Origin of the sequence: Pseudomonas sp. GW456-12-10-14-LB2 (genome assembly GCF_002884345.1) — a bacterium.
Taxonomy (GTDB): domain Bacteria; phylum Pseudomonadota; class Gammaproteobacteria; order Pseudomonadales; family Pseudomonadaceae; genus Aquipseudomonas; species Aquipseudomonas paraglycinae.
This window is the reverse complement of record NZ_POHV01000019.1, coordinates 17962-39998: the sequence shown is the minus strand read 5'-3', so window position 1 is coordinate 39998 and position 22037 is coordinate 17962. Positions and strand designations below refer to the sequence as shown.

21 protein-coding genes are annotated in these 22037 nt (G+C 62.2%); 11 read left to right on the top strand and 10 right to left on the bottom strand.

Annotated features, from left to right (window positions below; genetic code table 11):
* Window positions 1–125: 125 nt before the first annotated feature.
* Window positions 126–1124, bottom strand: coding sequence for an AraC family transcriptional regulator (locus C1X29_RS15140; RefSeq protein ID WP_085745103.1), 999 nt, complete (start codon window positions 1122–1124; stop codon window positions 126–128).
* A 352-nt stretch (window positions 1125–1476) separates the two neighbouring features.
* Here C1X29_RS15140 and C1X29_RS15135 point away from each other — a divergent pair, with 352 nt between their 5' ends.
* Window positions 1477–2811, top strand: coding sequence for a dicarboxylate/amino acid:cation symporter (locus tag C1X29_RS15135; RefSeq protein ID WP_064383574.1), 1335 nt, complete (start codon window positions 1477–1479; stop codon window positions 2809–2811).
* 145 nt (window positions 2812–2956) lie between these two features.
* Complete coding sequence (locus tag C1X29_RS15130; protein ID WP_102688143.1) at window positions 2957–4138, top strand: CaiB/BaiF CoA-transferase family protein; 1182 nt, start codon at window positions 2957–2959, stop codon at window positions 4136–4138.
* Window positions 4139–4146: 8 nt separating this feature from the next.
* Here C1X29_RS15130 and C1X29_RS15125 read toward each other — a convergent pair whose 3' ends face one another.
* Both C1X29_RS15125 and C1X29_RS15120 read right to left on the bottom strand, forming a co-directional pair.
* Complete coding sequence (locus C1X29_RS15125; protein WP_007957760.1) at window positions 4147–4641, bottom strand: SprT family zinc-dependent metalloprotease; 495 nt, start codon at window positions 4639–4641, stop codon at window positions 4147–4149.
* A 158-nt stretch (window positions 4642–4799) separates the two neighbouring features.
* Entirely contained in the window at window positions 4800–5402 is a 603-nt protein-coding gene (locus C1X29_RS15120) for a Yip1 family protein (protein WP_007957761.1), read from the bottom strand.
* A 288-nt stretch (window positions 5403–5690) separates the two neighbouring features.
* Between C1X29_RS15120 and ttcA the strand changes: the two genes are divergently transcribed.
* Window positions 5691–6515, top strand: a complete 825-nt coding sequence (gene ttcA / locus C1X29_RS15115; protein ID WP_064598661.1) for a tRNA 2-thiocytidine(32) synthetase TtcA — start codon at window positions 5691–5693, stop codon at window positions 6513–6515.
* A gap of 68 nt (window positions 6516–6583) precedes the next feature.
* Window positions 6584–7258, top strand: coding sequence for a DNA-3-methyladenine glycosylase I (locus C1X29_RS15110; RefSeq protein WP_085683575.1), 675 nt, complete (start codon window positions 6584–6586; stop codon window positions 7256–7258).
* 173 nt (window positions 7259–7431) lie between these two features.
* Here the strand turns inward: C1X29_RS15110 and C1X29_RS15105 are convergent, their stop codons facing one another.
* Genes C1X29_RS15105 through arsC form a run of 3 tightly spaced genes read right to left on the bottom strand, consistent with a single transcriptional unit; the run spans window position 7432 to window position 8805 of the window.
* Window positions 7432–7857 (bottom strand): DUF2069 domain-containing protein, encoded by a 426-nt coding sequence (locus C1X29_RS15105; RefSeq protein WP_102717797.1) that lies wholly within the window; start codon window positions 7855–7857, stop codon window positions 7432–7434.
* A 1-nt stretch (window position 7858) separates the two neighbouring features.
* A complete protein-coding gene (gene wrbA / locus C1X29_RS15100) occupies window positions 7859–8455 on the bottom strand; it encodes an NAD(P)H:quinone oxidoreductase (protein ID WP_085745100.1) in 597 nt (198 codons plus the stop codon).
* A complete protein-coding gene (arsC, locus tag C1X29_RS15095) occupies window positions 8452–8805 on the bottom strand; it encodes an arsenate reductase (glutaredoxin) (protein WP_102717796.1) in 354 nt (117 codons plus the stop codon). The genes wrbA and arsC overlap by 4 nt, the downstream gene beginning before the upstream one ends.
* A 114-nt stretch (window positions 8806–8919) precedes the next feature.
* Here arsC and C1X29_RS15090 point away from each other — a divergent pair, with 114 nt between their 5' ends.
* Window positions 8920–9387, top strand: a complete 468-nt coding sequence (locus C1X29_RS15090; protein ID WP_102688139.1) for a TlpA disulfide reductase family protein — start codon at window positions 8920–8922, stop codon at window positions 9385–9387.
* 258 nt (window positions 9388–9645) lie between these two features.
* Here C1X29_RS15090 and C1X29_RS15085 read toward each other — a convergent pair whose 3' ends face one another.
* Together C1X29_RS15085 and C1X29_RS15080 are read right to left on the bottom strand one after the other, a co-directional pair.
* Entirely contained in the window at window positions 9646–10050 is a 405-nt protein-coding gene (locus C1X29_RS15085) for an META domain-containing protein (RefSeq protein WP_039772881.1), read from the bottom strand.
* Entirely contained in the window at window positions 10050–10484 is a 435-nt protein-coding gene (locus tag C1X29_RS15080; RefSeq protein ID WP_007957770.1) for a hypothetical protein, read from the bottom strand. The genes C1X29_RS15085 and C1X29_RS15080 overlap by 1 nt, the downstream gene beginning before the upstream one ends.
* A 133-nt stretch (window positions 10485–10617) precedes the next feature.
* On the opposite strand from C1X29_RS15080, the gene C1X29_RS15075 reads away from it, so the two are divergent.
* Entirely contained in the window at window positions 10618–11058 is a 441-nt protein-coding gene (locus C1X29_RS15075) for a hypothetical protein (RefSeq protein WP_085607393.1), read from the top strand.
* Window positions 11059–11068: 10 nt separating this feature from the next.
* Here C1X29_RS15075 and C1X29_RS15070 read toward each other — a convergent pair whose 3' ends face one another.
* The gene (locus C1X29_RS15070; protein WP_102688138.1) at window positions 11069–12058 is read right to left on the bottom strand and encodes a 2-hydroxyacid dehydrogenase; all 990 of its coding nucleotides are present in this window, start codon (window positions 12056–12058) and stop codon (window positions 11069–11071) included.
* Between the two features lie 83 nt (window positions 12059–12141).
* Complete coding sequence (locus C1X29_RS15065) at window positions 12142–14895, bottom strand: response regulator (protein WP_085745420.1); 2754 nt, start codon at window positions 14893–14895, stop codon at window positions 12142–12144.
* 216 nt (window positions 14896–15111) lie between these two features.
* Between C1X29_RS15065 and C1X29_RS15060 the strand changes: the two genes are divergently transcribed.
* From C1X29_RS15060 to relA, 5 genes are all read left to right on the top strand, one after another.
* On the top strand, window positions 15112–15834 hold the full coding sequence (locus C1X29_RS15060) for a response regulator transcription factor (RefSeq protein ID WP_102717795.1): 723 nt from the start codon (window positions 15112–15114) through the stop codon (window positions 15832–15834).
* Window positions 15821–17245, top strand: a complete 1425-nt coding sequence (locus C1X29_RS15055) for a sensor histidine kinase (RefSeq protein ID WP_102717794.1) — start codon at window positions 15821–15823, stop codon at window positions 17243–17245. Before C1X29_RS15060 ends, C1X29_RS15055 begins: the two co-directional genes overlap by 14 nt.
* Before the next feature lie 169 nt (window positions 17246–17414).
* On the top strand, window positions 17415–18317 hold the full coding sequence (gene cysM / locus C1X29_RS15050; protein ID WP_102717793.1) for a cysteine synthase CysM: 903 nt from the start codon (window positions 17415–17417) through the stop codon (window positions 18315–18317).
* Window positions 18317–19702 carry a 23S rRNA (uracil(1939)-C(5))-methyltransferase RlmD gene (gene rlmD, locus C1X29_RS15045; protein WP_102717792.1) on the top strand — a complete coding sequence of 462 codons (1386 nt, stop codon included), beginning with the start codon at window positions 18317–18319 and terminating at the stop codon, window positions 19700–19702. Before cysM ends, rlmD begins: the two co-directional genes overlap by 1 nt.
* A gap of 88 nt (window positions 19703–19790) precedes the next feature.
* Window positions 19791–22034, top strand: coding sequence for a GTP diphosphokinase (relA, locus tag C1X29_RS15040; protein ID WP_085745095.1), 2244 nt, complete (start codon window positions 19791–19793; stop codon window positions 22032–22034).
* The last annotated feature ends 3 nt before the right edge of the window (window positions 22035–22037 follow it).

Sequence of the window (22037 nt, the reverse complement as noted above, 5' to 3'; positions counted from 1 at the left end):
TATGGATTCAACAGCAAGCTTCCAGGTCGGCGTATTTATTGAGCATCCCCCAATCAGTCCCCTCTCCCTCTGGGCGGTCCGACGTTTCGGGAGGGTTAGGGTGAGGGGGCTTTTGATCTTTGGCCTCACTGCTCCTGCGCCCGATAAGCCCCCGGCGTCAGCCCCGTCCACTTCTTGAACGCCCGGTGAAACGCCGACGGCTCGGAAAACCCGAGCTGTTCGGCGATCTGTTGCAACGACAGATCGGCCCGCCCCAGGTGATAAATTGCGATGTCCCGGCGCAACTGATCCTTCAATTCCTGAAAACTGGTGCCTTCCTCGCGCAGATGCCGGCGCAAGGTTTGCGGGCTGATGTGCAGGTGCGCGGCAACTGCTTCGAGGTCCGGCCAGCGTGCGCTGTCGTGGCTGAGCAAACGGCGCAGCCGGCTGCTCAGGCTGTTGCCGTCGTCCGGGCGGGACAGCAGGTCGGCGGGGGAGCGTTCGAGGAAATGCTTGAGGGTGCGTTCATCCTGCAACAGCGGCATGTGCAGATAACGGCTGTGAAACACCAGGCTGCTTTGCGTTGCCGAAAATTCCAGCGGGCAGGAAAACAGCAGATCGTATTCCGCCCCGTGCGCCGGTTTCGGGTAGCTGAAGCTCGCCTGTTCCAGACGAATCCGCTGGCCGATCAGCCAGCTGCCGAGGCGATGCCAGATCACCAGCAGGCTCTCGCTGAGAAAGTGATCCGGGTCCCACAACTGCGCATCGTCGAGGCTCAGGCGTACCCATTCGTCTTCATGGCTCAGGGTCAGGCACGGGGCTTCGGGGAATAGGCTATAAAACAATAAGCCGCGTTGCAGAGCCTTCTCCAGGCTGCGGCAATGGATGATGGCGTGGCACATCATGGCGAAGCTGCCAGGTTTGCTCGGAGCGTTGCCAAAACCCAGGTATTCGTCGTCCAGGGCCAGCCACAGGTTCTGGATCAGTTGGGTGAATTGTTCCGGGGCGATCCGCGCGCGCGGCTCGTCGAGCAGTTCGGGGCTGATGCCCAGTTGCTGCAGCAGGTCCGAGTAGTCGTAACCCGAGCGCCGCGCGCCACCGAGGGCGGCGCGGGCAAAGTGACTGGCGATGGTGCGTTCGCGCATGAGCGGCAGATCCTTCCTCTGGCGACCGATGGTAGCGGCTGCCTTTGATCGGTAACAAGGCGGATTTCCGCCAAATTGTAGGACGAGGTCGGGCGAGTTGGCGGAAATCCGCCACACTTGAGTAACCGAACGGTGACACAGAAAAAGCCGGATCCCCTGATATCAAAAGGCTTGCAGCGATTTGCACCAAAGTGGCACGACGTTTGCGATAAGAGCGACAGAAGCGTGCGCCGAGCCGGTCCGGAAAGCGCCGTTCGACACAACAAATCCCTCCAGTGCAGGAGGGTTCGCAATTCAGGTTTCGCGTTCAACAGATGGATGTTGCCACGCGGGACTCTTGAGGAACTTTGCAATGACGACTCGTCAGCCACTGTACAAATCCCTGTATTTCCAGGTGATCGTCGCAATCTGTATCGGTATTGCGCTCGGCCACTACTACCCGCAGTTCGGCGTGGCCGTAAAGCCGCTGGGTGACGGGTTCATCAAACTGATCAAAATGATCATCGCCCCGATCATCTTCTGCACCGTGGTCAGCGGCATCGCCGGCATGCAGAACATGAAATCGGTCGGCAAGACCGGCGGTTACGCACTCCTGTACTTCGAAATCGTTTCGACCATCGCCCTGCTGGTCGGCCTGATCGTGGTCAACATCGTGCAACCGGGCAACGGGATGCACATCGACGTCAGCACCCTCGATGCCTCGAAAGTCGCGACCTATGTTGCTCAAGGCGCAGACCAGAGCGTTGTCGGCTTCCTGCTCAACGTGATCCCGACCACCATCGTCGGCGCGTTCGCCACCGGTGACATTCTGCAAGTGCTGATGTTCTCGGTGATCTTCGGTTTCGCCCTGCATCGCCTGGGTGCCTACGGCAAGCCGATCCTGGACTTCATCGATCGCTTCGCCCACGTGATGTTCAACATCATCAACATGATCATGAAGCTCGCGCCAATCGGTGCCTTCGGTGCGATGGCGTTCACCATCGGTGCCTACGGCGTCGGCTCGCTGGTGCAGCTGGGTCAACTGATGATCTGCTTCTACATCACCTGCCTGGCGTTCATCCTGATCGTGCTCGGCGGTATCGCCCGCATGCACGGCTTCAGCGTGCTGAAGATGATCCGCTACATCCGTGAAGAGCTGCTGATCGTGCTGGGTACTTCCTCTTCGGAATCGGTACTGCCACGCATGCTGATCAAGATGGAGCGTCTGGGCGCGAAGAAATCGGTGGTAGGTCTGGTGATCCCGACCGGCTACTCGTTCAACCTCGACGGCACCGCGATCTACCTGACCATGGCGGCCGTGTTCATCGCTCAGGCGACCGACACCCACATGGACATCACTCACCAGATCACTCTGCTGGTAGTGTTGCTGCTGTCCTCCAAAGGCGCAGCCGGTGTGACCGGTTCGGGCTTCATCGTACTGGCGGCCACCCTGTCGGCGGTAGGTCACCTGCCGGTGGCCGGTCTGGCACTGATCCTCGGTATCGACCGCTTCATGTCCGAAGCCCGCGCCCTGACCAACCTGGTCGGTAACGCCGTAGCGACCATCGTCGTGGCCAAGTGGGTCAAGGAGCTGGACACCGATGTGCTGCAATCCGAGCTGGCCTCGGGCGGTCGTGGTATCTCCGACGAGCGTGAGGAAGATGACCTGGGCGTGGCCGAAGGCCCGACCCCGAGCAATGTGAAGTAAGCATTGCTTGAATGGAAAAACCCGCTTCGGCGGGTTTTTTCTTGCCTGCTGTTTGAGCGCAACGGTCAGCGCAACTGATGGATCCGGTAATTGCCCCATCGCCGATGGCTGCCTAGGCTGCATGCATCGTTGATGGAGATTGCCCATGTCTGCACCGCTGGCCTCACTGAAGATTCTGGATTTCTCGACCCTGCTGCCGGGGCCGTTTGCCTCGCTGCTGCTGGCGGATATGGGCGCCGAAGTGCTGCGCATCGAATCGCCGACCCGCCTCGACTTGGTGCGGGTGTTGCCGCCTCACGATCACGGCGTCTCGGCCAGTCACGCTTATCTCAACCGCAACAAGCGCAGCCTGGCGCTGGACCTCAAGCAGCCCGAGGCGTTGGAGCTGGTGAAGCAGTTGCTGGTGAATTACGACATCGTGCTGGAACAGTTTCGCCCCGGTGTGATGGAGCGGCTGGGGCTGGGTTACGAGGCGCTGAAGGCGATCAATCCGAAGCTGATTTATGTGTCGATCACCGGTTACGGCCAGACCGGACCGTACAAGGATCGCGCCGGCCACGACATCAACTATTTGGCGCTGGCCGGGCTCTCCAGCTACACCGGCCGCGCCGACAGCGGGCCGTTGCCGCTGGGCATGCAGGTGGCGGATGTCGCCGGCGGCTCGCTGCACGGGGTGATCGGCTTGTTGGCGGCGGTGATTTCCCGCCAGCAGACCGGGCAGGGCACCCATCTGGATGTGAGCATGACCGATTGCGCGTTCAGCCTGAACGCCATGGCCGGTGCCGGGTATCTGGCCTGCGGCGAGGAGCCGGGCTGGGAGGATCAGATGCTCAATGGCGGCAGCTTCTACGATTACTACCGCTCCCGCGACGGGCGCTGGATGTCGGTGGGCAGTCTGGAACCGGCCTTCATGCAGCAACTGTGTGCGGCGCTGGGCCGGCCGGAACTGGCGGCGCAGGGCTTGTCGCCCAAACCCGAGCAGCAGCGGGCGCTCAAGGACGCCTTGAAGGTCGAGTTCGAGAAGCATGACTTTGCCGAACTGTGCGAGCTGTTCGCCGGGATCGATGCCTGCGTCGAGCCGGTGTTGAACCTGGGCGAGGCGGTGCAGCATCCGCAATTGCAGGCGCGGGAACTGGTGACCCAGGTGCCCCGCGGTGATGGCACGGTGCAGGCGCAGATCGCCTGTCCGCTGAAGTTTTCCGAGGCGTTGCCGGCGCCGCGGCATGTGGGGGCAGCGCTGGGGCAGCATACAGATCAGGTGTTGACGGAGTTGGGGTTGAGTCCTGAGCGGATTGCCGAATTACGCGCCGCGAAAGTCATCGCGTAGCTCGTGGGTTACTCGACCCGCATCTCGCCACTGAACACCAATGTGTTGCGACAGCGCCGGCACAGATAGCGCCGACCCTGCCTGACCAGGCTATGGCGCTGCGCCGAAAACGGAAAATCGCTATCGGCACACGGGCATTTATAGATGTAGCGGGTCACGCTGCGGCGTTTGACTTCATAGGTATGGCAGCGGTCCGGCGGCAATTCGTAAACGCCGCGCATGATCAGTTGCCACTCCTCGCCGTGGGGCTGGATGCGGTCGCCGAACAGTTGATGGGCGATCAGGTGCGCGACTTCGTGGGCCACGGTCTGCTTGAGGAAATGTTCGGTGTTTTCCCGGTACAGCTGCGGATTGAAGCGCAGCAGATTCTCGTGCAGATGCGCGACCCCGGCTTTTTGCCCGCGCAGCTTGAGGCTCACCACGGGGCGTTTGAAGGGACGTTTGAAAAAGGATTCAGCGAGTTGGAAACAGTCTTCGACGCGGGTATTGAGTTGCTCGGGCATGCTTGATGGATCTCCAGAGATTTGGAGTATGCCGCAACCTTTCGGCGTTGCGTATCGCCAAACTGCCGAATGGTCGCGACGTTCATTCCAGGCATGAGAAGGCCGCCTTGCGGCGGCCTGTGTTGGCGGATCTTGTTCTTCTCGGGAGGAACCGGTCGCTAATTGGTGTAGACAGGCCCCACGCCCAGACCCCAGACAATCACGGTAAACGCCATGATGGCGACCAGCACCACCAGACCCACCGCCAGCACCGAGCTGGAAAACAGGAAACCCTCGTCGGACGGAATGTTCATGAAGGTCGGCAGCCCCACATACAACAGGTAAACCGTGTAGCAGATGGCCGCCGTGCCGACGATCATCCCCAGCCACATGTGTGGATAGAGCGCCGCCAGCCCGCCGACGAACAACGGTGTCGCGGTGTAGGTGGCAAATGCCACGCAACGGGCCAGGCTCGGGTTGGCGTCATAGGTGCGGGCCATCCAGTGCACGAAGGCACCCATGACCGCGACTCCGCCGAGCATTGCCAGGTAAGACATGATCGTCATCCACAACGCGCTTTCGACGGTGAGCATCACCGGTGCGCGGTTGCCGATCACCCAGCCGACCTGAGTCGTGCCGATAAATGCCGAAACAGCGGGGATCGCCGCCAGAATCAGCGTGTGCGTCAGGTACATGTGGCTGATGCTTTCTTCCTGGTCGCCACGGATTTCCTTCCATTCCTGATCGGGGTGGGTAAAAAGTCCCACTACGTGATGGATCATGCCAGTCACTCCTCTCGTTATTGCCATCGCCCCCCAGCGGAGCGCCTACGGGCCAATGCGGCCGAGCAAATACAGGTCTTCAGATTGTGTGCGACCTTATGTCGCAGTATAGAAAGGTCTTAACCGCACAGGTGATGGGGGCTTAGAGCAAATCGCGCTGTAAAACCGCGGGGTAATCGCGTCGGGGTCTGTGTAAGCAGGCACTTGAGGGGCGACAACCTGTGGCCACAAGCCAAGTGTTTTTGCGTAAAATGCCCGCCTTTCGTCACACCTCACGGATTTCGCGTCATGGGCACTCTTACGGTCAACCAGAACAAACTGCAAAAGCGCCTGCGCCGCCTGGCCGGCGAAGCCGTCACCGACTTCAACATGATCGAAGACGGCGACAAGGTCATGGTCTGCCTGTCCGGGGGCAAGGACAGCTACACCATGCTCGACGTGCTGATGCACCTGCAGAAGGTTGCACCGATCAAGTTCGAGATCGTCGCCGTGAACATGGACCAGAAGCAGCCGGGTTTCCCCGAGCACGTGCTGCCGGCCTACCTGAAAGAGCTGGGCATCGAGTACCACATCGTCGAGAAGGACACCTACTCGGTGGTCAAGGAGCTGATCCCGGAAGGCAAGACCACCTGCTCGCTGTGCTCGCGCCTGCGTCGCGGCACGCTGTACACCTTCGCCGACGAAATCGGCGCGACCAAAATGGCCCTCGGTCATCACCGCGACGACATCGTAGAGACGTTCTTCCTCAACATGTTCTTCAACGGCAGCCTCAAGGCCATGCCGCCGAAGCTGCGCGCCGACGACGGCCGCAACGTGGTCATCCGTCCGCTGGCCTACTGCAACGAGAAAGACATCCAGGCCTACTCGGACTTCAAGCAATTCCCGATCATCCCGTGCAACCTCTGCGGTTCCCAGGAAAACCTGCAGCGTCAGGTGGTCAAGGAAATGCTGGTGGACTGGGAGCGCAAGACCCCGGGCCGTACCGAAAGCATCTTCCGCAGCCTGCAGAACGTGATCCCGTCGCAACTGGCTGACCGTAACCTGTTTGACTTCACCAGCCTGAAGATCGACGAGACGGCGGCTTCGCGTTTCGTCAATGTGGTGAACCTGTAAGTGATCTGATCGCTCGAAAGAAACGGCGCTCGCGGGCGCCGTTTTCAATTCATTTTTTAGGAGAGGGCATGCGCGACTACAAGTGGCTGCACGAATACTGTCTGAACCGCTTCGGTTCGGCGGCTGAACTGGAAGCCCATCTGCCCGTTCCCAAGACCCCGGCGCAACTGCGCAAGATCAGCGACGACCGTTACCTCTCGACCATGGCCCTGCGGGTGTTTCGCGCCGGGCTCAAGCACAGCCTGGTGGACGCCAAGTGGCCGGCCTTCGAAGAAGTGTTCTTCAAGTTCGACCCGGAAAAGGTCGTGCTGATGAGCGCCGAACACCTTGAGCGGCTGATGCAGGATGCGCGGATCATCCGTCACCTGGGCAAGCTCAAGAGCGTGCCGCGCAATGCGCAGTTCATTCTGGACGTCGAGAAAGAGAAGGGCAGTTTCGGTGCGTTGCTCGCCGACTGGCCGGTGACCGATATCGTCGGTTTGTGGACCTACCTGAAAAAGCACGGTCATCAATTGGGCGGGCTGTCGGCGCCTCGGTTTTTGCGGATGGTTGGCAAGGATACGTTCGTGCCGAGCTACGACGTGGTCGCGGCGTTGAATGCTCAGAAGATCGTCGACAAGGTGCCGAGCAGTCTGCGGGATCTGGCGACGGTGCAGAACGCGTTCAACCAGTGGCATGAAGAGAGCGGTGGACGGCCGATGAGCCAGATCTCGATGATGCTGGCGTACACCGTCAATCATTGAGTTCAAAGCGATCGTTCCCACGTCGAGGCGTCGAACCGTCCGCGTGGGAATGCATAAAGAGACGCTCCGCGTCTCAGGGACGCAGAGCGTCCCGGGCGGCATTCCCACGCAGAGCGTGGGAACGATCCCGGCAGACTCGGTGAACTCGGTTAGCTCGGCGATCTGGCGAGCAGTCAGGCGACGGAGACTTCGCCTTCGCCCGCCAGTTTGCGATTCAACTGATACCGCCACCGCACATACAGCAGTGCCGAGCAAAACACCGCCAGACTGGCGATCATCTCCAGCACACCGAACAGCTGCCGGCTCGGGTCATACGCGGCCAGTGCGCCCTTGATGAAATACAGATTCACCACAAAGCACATCCACGAATGCCCGCGTGCGCTGCCCATGATCATGCCCGGTGCGAGCACGATCCACGGGATCAGCTCGATCAGCAGAATCACCCACGGCCGCGCGCCGTGCAGGTCGGCGAACATCAGGTAATAAGCGGCGAGCAGTCCGGCCAGGCCGAAAAAGCACAGCAGACTGATCACCCGCATCGCCCGCACCCGCGGCTCCAGCCACTCGACGGCGGGCAGGACTTTCGGCTTTCTGGCCATCTCAGTTCCCCAGTTTCCGGGCCGTCTTGGCCAGACGTGCGCCGAGGGCGCGGCACAGCGCCACTTCGTGCTGATCGAGACCGCTTTTACCGTCGGCCCCGGCGTGATGGCTGGCGCCGTACGGCGTGCCGCCGCCCTGGGTTTCCAGCAGCGCCGATTCGCTGTAGGGCAGGCCGGTGATCAGCATGCCGTGGTGCAGCAGCGGCAGCATCATCGACAGCAGGGTGGTTTCCTGACCGCCGTGCAGGCTGGCGGTGGACGTGAACACTCCGGCCGGCTTGCCGACCAGTGCGCCGGTCAGCCACAGGTTGCTGGTGCCGTCGAGGAAGTACTTGAGCGGCGCGGCCATGTTGCCGAAACGGGTCGGGCTGCCGAGGGCCAGGCCGGCGCAGTTCTTCAGGTCATCCAAAGTGGCGTACAGCGCGCCTTCATCCGGAATGTCCGGTGCCACGGCTTCGCACTCGGTGGAGATCGCCGGCACGGTGCGCAGGCGCGCTTCGAGGCCGGCCTGCTCGACGCCACGAGCGATCTGCCGGGCCATCTCGTTGGTCGAGCCGCTGCGGCTGTAATACAGAACCAGAATGTACGGCGCACTCACGGCAGCAGCTCCAGGATCTGCTCCGGTGGACGGCCGATGACGGCTTTGTCGCCGGCTTCGAGAATCGGTCGCTCCATCAGCTTCGGATGGGCCGCGATCGCTTCAATCAATTGTTTCTCGGTGAGACTGGCGTCGGCCAGGTTCAGGGTCTTGTATTCGTCTTCACCGGTGCGCAGCAGTTGCCGTGCGCTGATTCCCAGCTTGCCGAGCAAGGCCTTGATCTGCGCGACGTCCAGCGGGGTTTCGAGGTAGCGCACCACGTTCGGCGTCAGGCCACGGGCTTCGAGCAGTTCGAGCGCACCGCGGGATTTCGAGCAGCGCGGGTTGTGATAAAGCGTCAGATCGGTCATGGGCGGGTCGCTTCTTGCGTAGAGTGGCGGCTATTCTAACTGTGCAGCGCGCAATCCAGAACCTTGGGAGGCGATGGGTCGCAGGCGCATTCAATTTTTCACAAGGAACACGACATGACACGGGCACTGGCAGCGGCATTGACGATCATCGGGGCGTTGATGCTGGGGGGCTGCGGTAACGACTATGGCATCGACCAGAACGGGCAGAAAGTGGCGTCCGAGCGCCTCGACAAACAATGGGTCGTGCTCAATTACTGGGCCGAATGGTGCGGCCCGTGCCGCACGGAAATCCCGGAACTCAATCACCTGGCGGACGAACTCAAGGGCAAGAAGATCGGCGTGTTCGGGGTCAATTTCGACAACGTGCAGGGTGAAGAGCTGAAGAGCGCCAGCGAGAAGCTGGGCATCAAGTTCACCGTGCTGGCGCAGGACCCGGCGGAACTGTTCGAGCTGCCGCGCAGTGAAGCCTTGCCGGTGACTTACATCATCGACAACAAGGGCAAGGTGCGGGAACAGTTGATGGGCGAGCAGACGGCGGCGGGGGTGATGGCGAAGCTTGAGGCGTTGCAGGCTACAAATTGAGTTGCCGCTAAAAAGCATCCCTCACCCCAGCCCTCTCCCGAAGGGAGAGGGGGCCGACCGAGGTGTCTGGCGATTTCCATCGACCTGGAAGATCAGGTCGACTGAAGATTCGTCAGAGTGGAATCCGGTTGGTTATGGATTCGGTGAAGGTCTTTCAGGTCGGCGTATCTCTCCAATATCCCCCAATCAGTCCCCTCTCCCTTTGGGCGGTCCGACGTTTCGGGAGGGTTAGGGTGAGGGGCTTGGCGATCTAAAGCATCAACCTTCTTCCAGCCACCAGCGCAACGGCTTGCCTTCAGCCGGCCAGAAGCGCATCTGCTCGATCGGCGAGATATCCCAGCGTTCCACGTGTTCCAGGGCCTGGAGGAAGCGTTGCTCCTGCTCCATCAGCGCCGGGGCACACAGTTTGCGGGTTTTGCCGATCTTGCCGAAGCTCAGCTTGTCGCCTTCCAGAGTGTACGGCGCGAACCAGTGGTTGCAGCCGCCATTACCGTACGCCCGGCCATCATCGCCGAGGGTCACTGTCAGGTGGCTGTAGTCCATCAGCGGACGCTCGCCGATCCATTCCAGAATGTAGCTGCGGTTCTGTTGCAGTTGCACAGGTTCCGCGGCGCAACCCATCAGGCCGGCGCCGACAACGGCGGTCAGGGCCAGGTGTTTCATCACGCCGGCTCCTGGCATTTCGGGCACAGGTGCTTGTCGCCGACGGCTTTCCAGCCCAGCTCCGCAATACGTGCCGTGGCGGCCGGTTTTTCCGCAGGCTTGCCCAGCTTGGCGTCCACGGCGAATTCGAAGCTCAGCTCCTTGGCGCAGCTGTCGCAGTTGACCTGCCAGGTGTGGATCGCCAGTTCACCGAACACCGGGCCGGTGGTCATGGCAGTCCATTGACCCGGCGGGTTGATCAGGTGGCGGACGGTGTCGACGGTCAGGCGCATGGACAAGTCCTTGCTGCCTTTGAGGGTCACGACCAGCACGTCGCCGATGCGGATCGAGCCACCGTTGCCGGTGACCTGATAGCGGCCCGGAACCAGGGCGCGGCATTCGGTGAGGGTATGTTGCGGGTTCATCAGGGTGTAGCGGAAATCGTGTTCGACCATGGGTCCTCCAAATATGCGCGACATGCTAGCACGGGCTTGATTGCAGAATGATGCGCGCGTGCGACCTTCGATCCGGTTCAAATCGACACCGCAGTCGTGGCAAACTGCCGCCTTCATTTTCAAGGAACGGAACATGGCGCTGATCGAATGTTATGAATGCAAGCGGAGCATCAGCTCAGAAGCCACGGCGTGCATTCATTGCGGGGCTCCACTGGCAGATGCACAGGCTCCTCACGCCGAAAAGGGCGCGTCGACGATTTCCTTTGGCAGCCTGCCGCGTAACAAGGCAGTGCCCGAGGCCTTCGTTCCGCCGCCGGCCCCCGAGCGGCCGAAGATCATGCCGGCCGCGGCGGGGCGACGCCGTCGTTCGCAGCCTGTCGAACCGGTGTTGAACCCGGACGGTTCGCGCCCGGTGGAAGGCTGGCTGAAGATCATGGCGTTTCTGATGCCGCTGGTGTTTGTCTGGTTCCTGCTGCGCAGCGGCCACTCCCTCAAGCAACGTTTGCTGGGGTTCGGCTGGCTGGCGCTGTTGATCCTGTGCGTGGCGATTACCCCGACGCCGCCTCCGGTCTGAGTCTGATCGTTCAGCCTTCGACCTGGTTCTGCGGCGTACCCGCCGCCCAGGTCGCGATGTTGTGCAAGGTGGTCGCGGCAATCGCGCCCAGCGCCTCATGGGTCAGGAATGCCTGATGCGCGGTGACGATCACATTCGGGAACGTCAGCAGCCGCGCCAGCACGTCGTCCTGTAGCGGCAGATCGGAGCGATCTTCGAAGAACAGCTGCGCCTCCTCTTCATACACATCCAGTCCCAGATAACCGAGCTGGCCGTCCTTCAGGGCGTCGATCAGCGCCGGCGTGTCCACCAGACCGCCGCGCCCGGTGTTGATCAGCATCGCCCCCGGTTGCATGTGCGCCAGCGAATCGCGGTTGATCAGGTGTTTGCTCTGTTCGTTGAGCGGGCAGTGCAGGCTGATGATCCGTGCTTGCGCCAGCAGGTCCGGCAGGCTGAGGTAGCGCGCGCCCAACGCTTCGACGGCAGGGTTCGGGTAAGGGTCGTAGGCCAGCAATTCGCAGCCGAAGCCGTGCATGATCTTCGCGAAGGTCGCGCCGATCTGTCCGGTGCCGACGATGCCGACGGTTTTGCCCACCAGATCGAAACCGGTGAGCCCGTGCAGGCTGAAATCACCTTCGCGGGTGCGGTTGTAGGCGCGATGCAAGCGCCGGTTGAGGGCGAGGATCAACGCCACCGCATGTTCGGCCACCGCATGGGGCGAGTAGGCCGGTACGCGCACGACGGCCAGCCCCAGACGTTTGGCGACGGCCAGATCCACATGGTTGTAGCCGGCCGAACGCAAGGCGATCAGGCGAGTGCCGCCCGCGGCCAGACGCTCCAGCACCGGGGCGCTGAGGTCATCGTTGATGAACGCGCAGACTACTTCGTGATGTTCGGCCAGCGCTGCGGTATCGAGACTGAGCCGGGCTGGCTGGAAGTGCAGTTCGATCCCGGCCGGGCAGTCGGCGGCGAGGAAGCTGTCGCGGTCGTAGGTCTGGCTGCTGAAAACGATCGTGCGCATGAAATCCTCCTGGAGCATCGACGCGGGCGCAAATCACCCGCGACAACTTTAGCTGCGTCGACGTTGACCGGCATTGCCGTGGATCAGGCGCTGATCTTCGCCTGGGCCGCCAGACGATTGATCGCCCGTTCCAGCTCGTCCAGCGCGGTCGAGGCTTTGGGATCCTGCTGCTTGAGCAGGGTTTCGCTGCGCTGGCAGGCGGCGCGCAATTGCGGCACACCGCAGTAACGGGTGGCGCCGTGCAGGCGGTGCACCCGTTCGAGCAGACTGTTCTGATCCTGACTGTCGCGGGCGGTGCGGATGGCTTCGCGGTCGGCCTCGAGCGAGGCCAGCAGCATCGCCAACATGTCCGCCGCCAGATCCGCTTTGCCGGCAGCCAGGCGCAGACCTTCCTCGTGATCGAGTATCGGCAGTTCCTGATTGCCCAGCAGGCTTTCGCCGCCACGGTCCGGCGCCTGATTGCGCAACGCAAGGCCGGTCCACTTCAGCACCACCTGCGCCAGTTGCCGCTCGCTGATCGGCTTGGTCAGGTAGTCGTCCATGCCGCTTTGCAGCAGCGCGCGTTTTTCATTGGCCATGGCGTGGGCGGTGAGGGCGACGATCGGCAGCGGCGTGCAGTGTCGCTCGCTTTCCCACTGGCGGATGGTTTCGGTGCTCTGGCGTCCGTCCATGCCGGGCATCTGCACGTCCATCAGCACCAGATCGAAGGTTTCGTTCTGTACTGCCTTGACCGCGGCGTAACCGCTTTCCACGGCCAGCACCTTGGCGCCCATGTCTTCGAGCAGCGTCTGCACCAGCAACAGGTTGGCCGGGTTGTCGTCGACGCACAGCACTTTCGGCGCGCGGCTCGACAACGGTTCGCCCGGTTCGCTGCGCGGCTGGCGCGGGTTGACCATGTCCGACAAGGCCCGGCGCAGTTTGCGGGTGCAGGCCGGTTTCGATTGCAGCTGGCTGTGAGGGTTGGGCACCGAAAGGTGATACAGCGTCAGTTCGGTGGTCGGGCACAACACCAGCACCCGGCAACCGAGGTGCTCAAGGTCCCAGATGTGTTGGTTGAGACGCTCCGGCGGCATGTCGTTGCTGGTGATGCCGAGCACCGCCAGATCGATCGCCTGATCGGTCTGATGGGCGCCGGTAACGCCATTGGTCAGGCTTTCCAGGGTATTGAACGGCGTGACATCGAGCCCGCAATCTTCCAGTTGATGCTGCAGGGCCTGACGCGCCAGTTCGTGGTTTTCCAGTACCGCCACCCGGCGCCCGAGCAACGGCGCGCAGGGCAGGTCTTCGGCGTCGTCGCGGGTCTTGGGCAGGTTCAGGCTGATCCAGAATTCCGAACCTTCGCCCGGCGTGCTGTCGACGCCGATCTCGCCGCCCATCTGCTCGATCAGACGCTTGGAAATCACCAGCCCCAGACCGGTGCCGCCGGGTTGGCGCGACAGCGAGTTGTCCGCCTGGCTGAAGGCCTGGAACAACGCGCGCACGTCCTCGTTCGACAAACCGATGCCGGTGTCCTGAATGCTGATGCGCAACTGCACGCTGTCGTCGTTTTCTTCTTCGAGCATGGCGCGGGCGACGATGGTGCCTTCGCGGGTGAACTTGATCGCGTTGCTCACCAGATTCGTCAGGATCTGCTTGAGGCGCAGCGGATCGCCGACCAGCGACAACGGCGTGTCGCGGTACACCAGACTCACCAGTTCCAGCTGCTTGGCGTGAGCAGCGGGGGCGAGGATGGTCAGGGTGTCCTGCAACAGGTCGCGCAGGTTGAACGGAATATGGTCGAGCACCAGTTTGCCGGCCTCGATCTTCGAGAAATCGAGGATCTCGTTGATGATCCCCAGCAGGCTGTCGGCGGATTTTTCGATGGTGCCCAGGTAGTCGAGCTGGCGCGGGGTCAGCTCGCTTTTCTGCAACAGGTGGGTGAAACCGAGAATGCCGTTGAGCGGTGTACGGATCTCGTGGCTCATGTTGGCGAGGAATTCGGATTTGATCCGGCTCGCTTCCAGCGCTTCCTTGCGGGCCAGGTCCAGCTCGATGTTCTGGATCTCGATGGTTTCCAGGTTCTGGCGCACGTCTTCGGTGGCCTGATCGACGCTGTGCTGCAATTCTTCGCGGGCGTTTTGCAGGGTGCCGGCCATGCGGTTGATGCCGGACGCCAGTTCATCCAGCTCCTGACTGCCCAATGGCGGCAGACGGGTTTCCAGGTGACCGTCCTTGAGCTGCGCGACGGCCTGTTTGATCTGGCTCAGCGGGCGGTTGATCGTGCGGCCCATGCGCAAGGCCAGCAAGGCGGCGCCGGCCAGACCCGCGCCGATCAGCAGCAGGCTGGCGAACAGGCTTCGATAGCCGCGCAACAGCATGCCGTTGTGCGACAGCTCCAGTTCGACCCAGCCGAGCAGGCGGTCGGACTCTTGCGGGATCAGTTCGCCGGCGAGGTTGCGGTGTTTACCGAAAACCGGCAGCAGATAGCGCGTGGCGTCGTTGCCGCTGCGTCGCAGCAAATGCGCGCTGTCGCCGCTGGGCGCCTGATTGAGCATGGTCGGGCCGGCGTGGGCGAGTGGCGAGCGGTCGGGCGCGAGGAAGGTCACGGCGCGCACGTCCGGTTGTTCGAGAGACTGGGTGGCGATGCGCTCGAGCAGTTCGGCATCGCCGTGGCCCATGGCCGGTGCTACCAGCGGGGCCAGTTGCTCGGCGATCATTTCGCCGCGCTGCATCAATTGGGCTTGCAGGTCGGACTGCTGCGTCCAGGTGAAATACCCGCCCAGCACCAGTGCCATCAGGCTGGTCGGCAACAGGGTCAGCAGCAACACGCGACCTTTGATTCCCAGTTTCTTGAGCACGCCTTTCTCCTGCATCCCGCTGATCGTTGACTCACACGTGCGTCCGGCACGCGGTATCGGCGCAGTGTAGCGATTTGCTTGCGGGCAATCTTGGGAAAAATGATGTCGTGGTTGTTCACTCGCAGGCCGGTCATCTGTCCGACAGGTCAAGCTTGGGTTGCCGGGCGCCGGGCAATCTTGAATAATCGCCCAACTGAGAATTATTTGCAGATAGTCATGACTCCTGTCTCTATTGGCCAACCCCGCATTCTTTCCATCGAAGACGATCCCGTCCTCGGTGCCTATGTCCATGAACAACTGGGTCGCAGCGGCTTCCAGGTCACCTGGTGCCAGAACGGCAGCGAAGGCCTGAGCATTGCCCGGCGCCAGCCGTTCGATGTGGTGCTGATGGACATTCTGTTGCCGGGGCTGGACGGTCTGAACGTCCTGACCCAGCTGCGTCAGAGCCATTCCACCCCGGTGCTGCTGATGTCAGCCCTCGGTGCCGAAGCCGACCGTATCAGCGGGTTTCGCCTCGGCGCCGACGACTATCTGCCCAAACCCTTCAGCATGGCCGAGCTGCATGTGCGGATCGAAGCGATCCTGCGCCGGGTCGCCCTCGACCGTCGTCCGGCGGCCATCGCCCCGGTGGTGCCGGCGGGCGGGCTGCGTTTCGACGATGAGCAGTGCGACGTGTTCTACCGCGACCAACCCGCCGGCCTGACCCGCAGCGAATACCGCCTGCTGGAAACCCTCAACCGCAACGACGAGGAAGTGCTGAGCAAGGCCTTCCTTTATCAGCACGTTCTTCAGCGCGGTTATGCCGCCCACGACCGCAGCCTCGACATGCACATCAGCCAGATCCGCCGCAAACTCAAGTCGGTCGGCTACACCGAGCGGGAAGTGCGCACGGTGTGGGGCAAGGGTTACGTCCTGAGTGCCGTCGATGAAAGTGTATGACCTGCCGGGCCGGCACTCGCTGTTCTGGAAACTCGCCTGCCTGCTGATGGCGTTCTGTCTGCTGATGATCTGGCTGAGCTGGTCCTGGGGCCGGTACATGGAACAGCGCAACCAGTTCCTCTCCGACGACGCCCGCCGCACGCTGAGCCGTTATGCCGCCGAGGCCGAACGCGCCTGGCAGCAGGGCGAGCGCGATGGCATTGATAGCTGGTTGCAAAGCATGGAGCTGCGCGAAGCCGGCTGGGTCGGCGTGATCGGTGGCAACCTGCAGTCGCTGGGCAGCCAGCCGTTGAGCACTCAAGAGCTTCAGCACCTGACTTTCCTGCGAGGCCTTGACTGGCCGATTCACAAAAAGGGCCGGCCGTGGCTGCGGGTCCCGTTCCCCACTGACCCGACTGCCGGCAGTCTGGTGATCGAGTTGCCCGAGCGATTCCTGCCGGGGAAATACCGGGTGTTCTGGCGCGTCATCACCAACGGTGTGATTCCCGGTCTGTTCACCTTGCTGCTGTGCGTCGGCCTGTATCGCCTGCTGGTGGTGCCGCTGAACAATCTTCGCGAGCAGGCCAATGCCTGGCGCGCCGATCAATTGAATGTGCGGTTGTCGAGCGGCATCACCCAGCGCCCCGATGAGCTCGGTGAACTGGCCCGCGCCTTCGACTCGATGTCCGAACGCCTGCAATCCACCGTCGCCCTGCAACAGCAGCTGCTGCGCGATTTGTCCCACGAACTGCGTACGCCTCTGAGCCGGTTGCGGGTCGCCAGCGAAAGCGAGCAGCAACTGCAACCGTTGCGCGAGCGCATCGGTCGCGAAGTCGACGTGATGCAGCGGTTGGTGGAAGACACCCTGCAACTGGCCTGGCTCGACACCGAACGCGCACCGTTGCCGGACGAAGCGATTCAGATTCAGGCGCTATGGGAAATGCTCACCGAAAACGCCTGCTACGAAAGTTGCTGCCCGATCAGGCAGTTGCAGTGCGGGGTTGAAGCTTCCTGCTGGGTGCGCGGCAATCTCAACACCCTGGCCCAGGCTCTGGAAAACATCCTGCGCAATGCGATTCGCCATTCGCCACCGGGAGGCATCGTGCGGCTCGATGGTCGGCGAGATGGCGATTACTGGCACCTGTGGCTGGAGGACGAGGGCGGCGGCGTGGACGAGGCGGATCTGGAACGGATCTTCTCGCCCTTCATTCGCCTCGACGGCTCGCGGCCGGGGGACGGTGGATTTGGTCTGGGACTGAGCATCGCGAGGAACGCGGTGCAACGCCAGGGCGGAACCCTGTGGGCCGAGAACGGCCCGTCGGGATTGCGACTGAATCTGCGGTTGGTGGCGGATGACAGTGCTGTCAGTCCCGACGTCTTCGCTGGCAAGCCAGCTCCCACCGTGGACATGAGCCGCCCGCAGATAGTTTGAGCTGCACAAGAAAGTGTCAGCGCTGCTGACACTATTTAAAAGTCGCACCACTGGCGCGACTTTTATTGCTTATTCCAAGAAACCATAAGCACCACACTTTGCGTGATATGGCCTGCGCAGGTTTGCCGGTATGATAGGCGCCCCCGCTGTCCGGATTGCGAAAAACGCCATGACCTTGCAGTACCCAACCATCGCCGATTGCGTCGGCAACACGCCGCTGGTGCGTTTGCAGCGCCTGCCCGGTGTCACCAGCAACACCCTTTTGCTCAAGCTCGAAGGGAACAACCCGGCGGGTTCGGTCAAGGATCGTCCGGCGTTGTCGATGATTACTCGCGCCGAGTTGCGCGGGCAGATCCACGAAGGCGATACGCTGATCGAAGCGACCTCGGGCAACACCGGGATCGCCCTGGCGATGGCCGCCGCGATCAAGGGTTACAAGATGATCCTGATCATGCCGGACAACTCCAGTGCCGAACGTAAAGCGGCGATGACCGCGTACGGCGCGCAGCTGATTCTGGTCAGCCAGGAAGAGGGCATGGAAGGCGCTCGCGATCTCGCCCAGCGGATGGAAGCCGAAGGCCGTGGCAAGGTGCTGGATCAGTTCGCCAACGGCGACAATCCTGAAGCGCACTACACCACCACCGGCCCGGAAATCTGGCGTCAGACCCAGGGCTCCATCACTCATTTCGTCAGCTCCATGGGCACCACCGGCACCATCATGGGCGTGTCGCGCTACCTCAAGGAGCAGAACGACAAGGTGCAGATCGTCGGCCTGCAACCGATGGAAGGCTCGGCCATTCCCGGCATCCGCCGCTGGCCGCAGGAATACCTGCCGAAGATCTATCAGGCCGAGCGTGTCGACCGCATCGTCGACATGGCGCAAAGTGAAGCCGAAGACGTCACTCGTCGTCTGGCCCGCGAAGAAGGCATCTTCTGTGGCGTGTCCTCGGGCGGTGCGGTGGCAGCGATGCTGCGCCTGTCCAAAGAAGTTGAAAACGCGGTGATCGTTGCGATCATCTGCGACCGTGGCGACCGTTACCTGTCGACCGGCATTTTCGACGCGCCCAACTGATGGCCAAGCACGAGAGAGGCCTGCGCTTCCAGCCCACCGGCGGCAGCAAGGCCCCGCAAATCCCGACCGGCAAAAAGCAGCGTTTGAGCATCGAGCGCCTGGCCAATGACGGTCGCGGCATCGCGTTTTTTGAAGGCAAAACCTGGTTCGTCCTCGGCGCCCTCGCGGGTGAAGAGGTCGAAGCGCGGGTGCTTGGCGCCCACGGCAAAGTGGTCGAGGCGCGCACCGAGCGCGTATTCACCGCCAGTGAATTGCGCCGTCCCGCACCTTGCCAGCACGCCGGCCGTTGCGGCGGTTGCAGCGTTCAGCATCTGCCCCACAACGAACAGCTTGCCCTGAAACAGCGCATGCTCGCCGAGCAGTTGTCGCGAGTTGCCGGTGCCGAACCCGAGGAGTGGGCGGCGCCGTTGACCGGTCCAGAATTCGGCTACCGTCGCCGCGCCCGGATCGCCGTACGCTTGGACAGCAAGGCCAAAAAGCTTGAAGTCGGTTTCCGTGCCGCCGGCAGTCAGGACATCGTCGCGATCAGCGAATGCCCGGTGCTGGTACAGCCCTTGCAGCCGATCATGACCCGCTTGCCGGAGATGCTTCGTCGCTTGAGCAAACCTCAGGCGCTGGGGCATGTCGAATTGTTCAGTGGCTCGTCACTCGCCGTTCTGCTGCGTCACATGGCGCCGCTGTCCGAGGCCGACCTGACGATCCTCAAGGATTTCTGCGCGTTCCATGAAGCGCAACTCTGGCTGCATGGCGAAGGCGAGCCGCAGCCGGTGGATGATGCACTGTCGCTCGGCTATCGCCTGGAACAATGGGATCTGCAACTGGCCTACCGGCCGGGGGATTTCATTCAGGTCAACGCCGGGGTCAACGAGGCCATGGTTGCGCAAGCGCTGGACTGGTTGAAACCGACGAGCGATGAGCGCGTGCTCGACCTGTTTTGCGGTCTGGGCAACTTCGCCCTGCCGCTGGCGAAAGCCGCGCGTGAAGTGGTGGCGGTCGAAGGCGTGCAGACCATGGTCGATCGCGCGGCGGCCAATGCCGCTAGCAACAATTTGCATAACACAAAGTTTTTTCAGGCCGATTTATCCCAGCCTTTGACCGATGCCCAGTGGATCGGAAACGGCTTTTCTGCGGTACTCTTGGACCCACCGCGCGACGGTGCTTTCGAGGTGGTGCGCAAGCTGGCGACCCTGGGCGCCAAACGGTTGGTGTACGTGTCGTGCAACCCTGCAACTCTGGCGCGCGATACGGTCGAATTGATCAAGCAGGGCTACCGGTTAAAACGTGCCGGGATTCTCGATATGTTTCCTCAGACGGCACATGTCGAGGCCATGGCGTTATTTGAAGCGAGCCAGGATGGCTCGTCTGATCCGACTGGTCGTCCGTAGCGCTCGCATTGGCCCCGCGAGCGCGAACGGGCATTGACGGTCAGTGATTTGACGCATTGAATCTGCGTCGTAGGGAAGGTAAAGCAAGATGGTACAGGTGAGAGCACACCAGCCGATCAACACTGACGGCAGTATCAATCTCGAGGCTTGGCTCGATCATGCGGTCAGTGTCGATCTGGCACTGGATCGCGAAGCCTTGAAAGAGGCCTGCGAGTACGCTCGCCAGGCCGAGCAACAATCCAATGCGGCGAAGAATCTCTGGTCCGAAGGCAGCGGCAGTTTCAGCACGGGCCTCGAGATCGCCGAGATCCTCGCCGACCTCAAGCTCGATCAGGATTCGCTGGTGGCTGCGGTTCTCTATCGCGGCGTGCGCGAAGGCCAGATCGAACTCGCGGCGGTCAGCCAGCGCTTCGGCCCGGTGGTCGCCAAGCTGATCGACGGCGTGCTGCGCATGGCGGCGATCAGTGCCAGCCTCAGCCCTCGCCAGTCGATGGTCCTCGGCACCCAGGGCCAGGTGGAAAACCTGCGCAAGATGCTGGTGGCGATGGTCGACGACGTGCGTGTCGCGCTGATCAAGCTCGCCGAACGCACCTGCGCGATCCGTGCGGTGAAAACCGCCGACGACGAAAAACGTAACCGGGTCGCCCGGGAAGTATTCGATATCTATGCGCCGCTCGCGCATCGACTCGGCATCGGTCATATCAAATGGGAACTGGAGGACTTGTCCTTCCGTTACCTGGAACCCGATCAATACAAACAGATTGCCAAGCTGCTGCACGAGCGGCGGCTCGACCGCGAGCGTTTCATCGCCGACGTGATGACCCAGCTCAAGGACGAATTGCAGGCCACCGGCGTCGAAGCCGACATCAGCGGCCGGGCCAAACACATCTATTCGATCTGGCGCAAAATGCAGCGCAAGGGTCTGGAATTCAGCCAGATCTACGACGTGCGTGCGGTGCGCGTGCTGGTGCCGGAAATGCGCGACTGCTACACCGCGCTCGGCATCGTCCACACCCTGTGGCGGCACATCCCGAAAGAGTTCGACGACTACATCGCCAACCCGAAAGAGAACGGCTACCGCTCGTTGCACACGGCGGTGATCGGCCCGGAAGGCAAGGTGCTGGAGGTCCAGATCCGGACCCATTCGATGCACGAAGAGGCCGAGCTCGGCGTCTGCGCGCACTGGCGCTACAAGGGCACCGACGTCAAGTCCGGCTCGAACCACTACGAAGAGAAAATCTCCTGGCTGCGTCAGGTCCTCGAGTGGCACGAAGAGCTGGGCGACATCGGTGGTCTCGCCGAACAGCTGCGGGTCGATATCGAGCCGGACCGGGTCTACATCTTCACCCCGGACGGTCACGCCATCGACTTGCCGAAGGGCGCGACACCGCTGGACTTCGCCTACCGCGTGCACACCGAAATCGGGCACAACTGCCGTGGCGCGAAGATCAACGGGCGCATCGTTCCGCTCAACTACAGCCTGCAGACCGGCGAGCAGGTCGAGATCATCACCAGCAAGCACGGCACGCCGAGCCGTGACTGGCTGAACCCGAACCTCGGTTACGTCACCACGTCCCGGGCGCGGGCGAAGATCGTGCACTGGTTCAAGTTGCAGGCGCGCGATCAGAACGTCGCGGCGGGCAAGACCCTGCTCGAACGCGAACTCAGTCGCCTCGGCCTGCCGGCGGTGGATTTCGACAAGCTGGCCGACAAGGCCAACATGAAAACCGCCGAGGACATGTTCGCCGCCCTTGGCGCCGGCGACCTGCGTCTGGCGCAACTGGTGAATCTGGCGCAACAACTGGTCGAGCCGGAACGCGGCAACGAACAGCTGGAACTGATTCCGCGCAAGGCGACCGGCTACAAACCGGGCAAGCGCGGCGACATCCAGATCCAGGGTGTCGGCAACCTGATGACCCAGATGGCCGGCTGCTGCCAGCCGTTGCCGGGCGATGCGATCGTCGGCTACATCACCCAGGGCCGTGGCGTGAGCATTCACCGTCAGGACTGCGCCTCGGTGCTGCAACTGGCCGGGCGGGAGCCGGAGCGGATCATTCAGGTCAGCTGGGGCCCGGTGCCGGTGCTCACCTATCCGGTGGACATCGTCATCCGCGCCTACGACCGTTCCGGTCTGCTGCGTGACGTTTCGCAGGTGCTGCTCAACGAGCGGATCAACGTGCTGGCGGTCAACACCCGCTCGAACAAGGAGGACAACACCGCGCTGATGTCCCTGACCATCGAGATTCCGGGTCTGGACGCGCTGGGGCGGTTGCTGGGGCGGATTTCCCAGTTGCCGAACATCATCGAAACGCGGCGTAACCGGACTCCATGAAAC